This window comes from Achromobacter sp. (assembly GCF_050285585.1).
Lineage (GTDB): Bacteria > Pseudomonadota > Gammaproteobacteria > Burkholderiales > Burkholderiaceae_B > Achromobacter.
Window position 1 is genome coordinate 1 of the sequence record NZ_JBLZXF010000079.1, and the last position, 5,429, is coordinate 5,429.

Consider the following 5,429-nt stretch of genomic DNA (forward strand, 5'->3'; position numbering starts at 1 on the left):
GCTGGCGCGCGACGCGCGCCACGGCCCGGCCCTGGCCGATGCCGAAATGACCTGGGCCCTGGCCGGCGCCTGCCGCGCCGCGCCGTCGCTCGCGCAGCCAGCGCCGAGGACGCGGCGCATCTCCTGGCGTGCCTGTGCCGCGGCATGGTGCCGGGCGCATCTCATGGCGCCCCGCCGGCGCGCGTTCGCGCTGGCATGCGCGGCTTTGGTCGTCGCCGGCACGATCAATGGGCCGGATGTCATCGAACCCTGGTTGGCCGACTATCGCAGCGACGTCGGCGAAATCCGTTCCCTGGCGTTGCCCGATGGCAGCCGTGTATTGCTGGGCAGCAACAGCGCGCTCGATGTGGAATACGACGCCTCGACCCGCCGGGTGCGCCTGCTGCGCGGCGAAGCGGTGTTCTCGCCGGCGCCTACGGGGGCGGCAGAGCCGCGCAGGTTCGTGGTGGAAAGCGCGGGCGCCAGCATGACCGCGCTGGGCACGCGCTACGCCGTGCGGCGCCAGGACGCCGGCCACGGCTGGGTGGGTGTGTTGCAGCATCGTGTCCAACTCGCGCTGGATCGTCCGCCCGCATCGGGCGATGCGCGCGCGGCGCTAAAGGCCGGCGACAGCGCCACCTTCAGCCACGCCGCCGGCATCGGGCGCAGCCCCGTCGCGCCCGCGCGCGGGGCGGCCTGGGCCGACGGCTATCTCATCTTTGAAGGCGAACCCCTGGAGCAGGTCCTGCAACGCATCGGCGATTTCCGGCCGGGCCGGTTGATCCTGGCGAACCGCGCCGCGGCGCGCAGGCCGGTGCATGCGCTGTTCCACCTGGATAACCTTGACGGCGCGCTGGCCACGCTCTGTAGCGAGCTGCGGCTTGCGCGGTTGCGGCTGCCGGGGGTGACGGTGCTGTACTGAAAAGCGTCGAGTTCTTGAGTGTCGAGTTCGGTTTTACAAAGCCTGGTTTGTAAAGCGGAATAACAAACGCTGGTTTGTATTCGACACCCTTTCGTGTGCCGACCGCACGATCCAATCGCGGTGCGCGCGCAGCGCCATCGTCGGGCCCCTGAGTAAGACGAAGTCAGGACGCACCCGCACCGCTCTCCCTCTGGGAACTGTCTTTTTCAAACTTTTTTTACTGAAGTTCGACTCTCAAACGTTAATGGTAATGATGCGCGTTTGCATCGGTAGCAACCAGAGGCGAAAGTGAAGAGAAGACAGGTGAAGTTCCGTATTGTGAGTCGGATGCTGGCCGCAGGCGCGTTGGCGCTGCCTTGCGTGTCTGTGGCGCAAACGCAGGAGCGTGCCTCGGACATAGCGGAGCCCGCCGATCAGAAGGACGATGAACGTCAGCGGACGTTCGTTTTCGACATCCCGGCTCAAGCGATGGCGCAGGCCGTGCTGGCATTCGCGCGTCAGGCTGGCGTTGACCTGTACATGAGCGACGTCGATCTCTCAGCCTATACCAGTGTCGAGCTGAAGGGCAGCTTCAACCTCGAGACCGGCCTGACCCGGTTGCTGGGAAACAGTCCTATCGGCTACCGCTATCGCCGGACCGCGGGCGCTGTCCGACCGAACGTGCAACTGGTCGACAACGGTCCCGGCGCGCGTGCGCGGGTGTACTCGATGGCGCCCGTTGTGGTGCGCGGCAACGATGTCAACGAGCGCGTCTATCAGGCCCCCCGCGCCGTCAGCATCGTCACGCGTGAAGAAATGGATCGCGTGCCGGTGCGCCACGCCGCCGAACTCATCCAGGACACTCCCGGCGTCGCCAGCGCCGTCAACCGCCAGAACCCCGGTCTGTCGATCAACATCCGCGGCATGCAGGACTTCGGCCGCGTCAACATGATGATCGACGGCATGCGCCAGGATTTCGTGCAGAACGGGCACATGCAACGCAATGGAGAAATGTATGTCGATTCGGAACTCCTGTCCGAGGTGGAGGTAGAGCGAGGCGTGGTGCATGGGGTGCATGGCACCGGCGCGATGGCGGGGAGCGTGGATTTCCGCACGCTGGATTTTGGGGATGTGCTGCGGGAAGGCAGGGATATCGGGCTGAAGCTTCGCGGCACGTCCGGGATGGGATATCAGGGGAACGGTACCAATTTCATCGGCAGCGCGGCGGGCGCGGCGCGCGCTGGTGAGAATCTGGAAGTGATGGCGGCGATGTCGCGACGATCGATCGGGGACTATCGGATTGGCGCGCGGGGAGGTATCGAGGGCCAGAATTCAGTGTGGTTCAACGGCGGAAAGATCGAATTCAACGATGTGAAGTTCGCCGCTCAAGAACAGGACTCCGGTCTGTTCAAGGCACGCTGGAAACTGAGTGATGATCAGTCGCTGTTGTTCAGCTACGTCGGCACACGAGTCGGATACTCCTACACCACTGATGCGGACACGTCAGCACAGGAGAGCGGCACTCCTTGGCGCAAGATGGGAACTTCGAAGGCCCAGTCAAACAGCTTCGCCCTCGATTACAAAATCAAGCCGGCCGACAACCCTCTACTTGATATGAAAGTGAAGGCATATGGCGTCGAAACAAATGTTGAGAATTACACGACGCCAACCTATCCCTTCTCCAGGTTTGATGGCGAGTTCACAGACGCAGCAAAGATCCGAGAGAATATTGACAATGAGTATTGGGATAGCGGCGCTTGTGAGAAGCCCGATAAAACTCCCTACGCGCTTGACGTTTGCAGACAGTACGGTGTGGGCCGAAATAATCGACTGTCTACCAAGACCCAAGGATTTCAGCTCGACAACACATCGCGTTTCGTGTTCGGGGCGACAACGCTCAGTGCCAACTACGGCGTAGAGTATTTCACTGACCATACAACTTCGAACCAGCGCTGGAATCACGACGGTCGCGAGGTGCGCCCCATTGGCACTACGGGCAAGGATGCGCTCAATCCGCAAGGCCGTCGCAGCATGGGCAGCATCTTCACAGAGCTGAAGCTGGAAGACGATTTCTTCACCATATCCGCCAGCCTTCGTTACGAGCGCTACCGCCTCAAGGGTAAGACGCAAGTTCCCGGCAAGCAGACCGTTCACCTATCCAGGCTCGACAAATTTGCAAAAGAAATGTGCGCTTATGGCGCCTTTCCGGGGCTGGCGCCGAACGAAAACCCGCGCAGCCAAGTTCAATCTGTTTACGGGCCAGGCTGCCGTTTGGCGTTGGCTGGCGACGAATCGGCCATCGCTGCTTGGTGGGCCGATGTGCCGACGTACGTCGACCAACGTGGAAGAACGAAGAACTTCTACATACCTGGCGGCCGTAGATCCTCTGACTACGAAAAGGAGTTTCAGCCTGAAGACCTCGACGACCAGAACGCCTTGTATGACTACGACGTGAGTCGCAGTGCCGGGATGCTGTTGCCCGCGTTGTCCGGAGCGATTCGGCCAACCAATTGGCTGGAAATGTACGGTAGCTGGGGTAAGTCCTGGAGGCCTCCCGCCATCAACGAAATGCTGATGGTGGGCAATCATCCTAGAGATGGATTTGCCTCCATCTACCCCAATCCGAATGCAGAGCCGGAAACCTCACGGACCTGGGAGGTAGGCGCCAACACCATATTCCAGGACGTCGCGTTGGATGGCGACAGTCTATCGCTAAAGGCGGGCTACTTCGACACGAGGGCGGATAACTACCTTTTTTCGTCCATGGACGTCATTTTGCCCGGCTCCAACCTAGAAAGATTGCCATTGCCCGGCACAACTGCCTTCGTCAACAACCGCAACCGCACAAAGTTCCGCGGCTTGGAATTTGAAGGGCGTTATGAGGCTGGATGGATCTATGGGGGGGCGAGCTATACCCATTATCTAGGCGGCCCCAACAAGTTCTGCGAAGACCTTTACTTCCTGGGGTCCGGCGAAAACAAATTCGACCGCCCGAATGCAGATGGAAGCTATCCGGTCGAGCATCAGAAAGCCCTCGCGCGCGGGTATGAATCGTGGCGAGCCTGGGCTGATGATCAGGTCGTTTGCGACAACTTCGTCTTCAACAGCGCGATCGCCAAGCCGGTGGATAAAGGCACGCTGCTGGTCGGCGTGCGCTTGCTGGAGCGCAAGCTGGATACCGGCGTGAGATTCAACTACAGCGGTGAAGGTTGGTACAACCGCGATTCTGGTGGCTCCCAGGTTTGGTTCAAGTACACGACTTGGGACTGGTATGCCAGTTATCAAGCCAATGACAACGTCAAGCTTATGGCGTCAGTCGAGAACATCACCAATCGAATGTATGTCGACGGATATTCCGATGCGATGGCACGCACATTCGCGCCTGGGCGCTCCGTTGCGTTGGGCATGGAGATTCGCTTTTAGGCAAGTAATAGCTCGGGTGGGTATGCCTATCCCGAGAAAGGGACATGCGGATTTTTCGCATGTGCGACGTACACAGAGTGCGGCGCTTTTTTGGGTCGGGGCTTCACCCCGGCAATTGGTAATAAACGGAGCATGACAATGTCTGCACAAGTAAGCTTTATCGATATCAGCCACCTTCCCACGGGTATCACAATGGAGAGTTCGTTGGAGCTCATGCTGGACGCGTTCCAGAATGGAGGGGTTGCCGGTGAGCACACCAGCGTTCCCAATAAGGGCGGATTCTTCGGTGGCAACGCCTTCAACGGCACTGACTATGGCTATGTCAGCAAAACGGTCGCCAACTACGCCTTCGTGGCTTCAGGTGATCTGCACTACTTCTTCCCTCCTTACAGCGGCCACGCAGGTGACGGCCCGACCGCGCACACGGTGTGGGGTTCATTGGATTCCATCACCCTGGGCGGTGGCCTGGACGGAGCCGGACATGTGGTCGATCCGCTCATTACGTTTACTTTCGATCAGCCTATCGAGGGTGACGTTGCCGATGGGCGAGGCAACGAAGTGCATGACATCGTTTGGGGCCTGATGAACGGTTCGGTTGTTGGCACACCAGACAAGATCAGCCACATCACGAACGGAGGTTTGGTCGACGCCTTGGAACAGAACGGGATGGATATGCACACCTCCATCGCCGACCTGGTCGCCCACAACTTCGCTACCGAAACCGACCTCGCCCTGGCGGCGTAACCCACCCGTGAGTTTCCCCGCGCTTTCTCGGGCGCGTGGGTCACGGTCGCGGCGGGCCTATCCCCCGTCGCGACCGTCTTTTTGTTTCTTCATTCTGCGTGTCCCGGCAGTCATCCGGGCAAGGAAATTCGATGCAGCAAACCCAGACGCGCGCGGGCGCGGCACAGGGCGCGGACGTCCTGGAGATCAAATCGCTCCTCGCGCGCTTTCGCACGGGCTGGTACAGCGTGGCCGCGTTCAGTGTCGCCACCAACTTGCTGATGCTGGCGCCGTCGCTCTACATGCTGCAGGTCTATGACCGCGTGCTGGCGTCCGGCAACGTCTTCACGCTGGTGATGCTGAGCCTGATGATCGTCGGTTTGCTCGCGCTGATGGGCGCGCT

At 60.4% G+C, this 5,429-nt stretch carries 3 protein-coding genes and 1 pseudogene; all 4 read left to right on the forward strand.

Annotation, left to right across the window (positions count from 1 at the left end):
• On the forward strand, nt 1-901 hold a 901-nt coding region (locus ACN6PJ_RS30985), incomplete at its 5' end, for a FecR family protein (RefSeq protein WP_427999467.1).
• 303 nt (nt 902-1,204) lie between these two features.
• Nucleotides 1,205-4,303: a TonB-dependent hemoglobin/transferrin/lactoferrin family receptor gene (locus tag ACN6PJ_RS30990; RefSeq protein WP_427999468.1), complete on the forward strand. Its 3,099-nt coding sequence runs from the start codon at nt 1,205-1,207 to the stop codon at nt 4,301-4,303.
• A gap of 138 nt (nt 4,304-4,441) precedes the next feature.
• Nucleotides 4,442-5,047: a heme acquisition protein HasA gene (locus tag ACN6PJ_RS30995; RefSeq protein ID WP_054516392.1), complete on the forward strand. Its 606-nt coding sequence runs from the start codon at nt 4,442-4,444 to the stop codon at nt 5,045-5,047.
• A gap of 131 nt (nt 5,048-5,178) precedes the next feature.
• Nucleotides 5,179-5,429, forward strand: a pseudogene (locus tag ACN6PJ_RS31000) (type I secretion system permease/ATPase); the annotation flags it as partial.

Bases quoted from the DNA above. Each gene is read 5' to 3' on its own strand.
- ACN6PJ_RS30995 (WP_054516392.1), top strand. From the start codon at position 4,442: ATGTCTGCACAAGTAAGCTTTATCGATATCAGCCACCTTCCCACGGGT.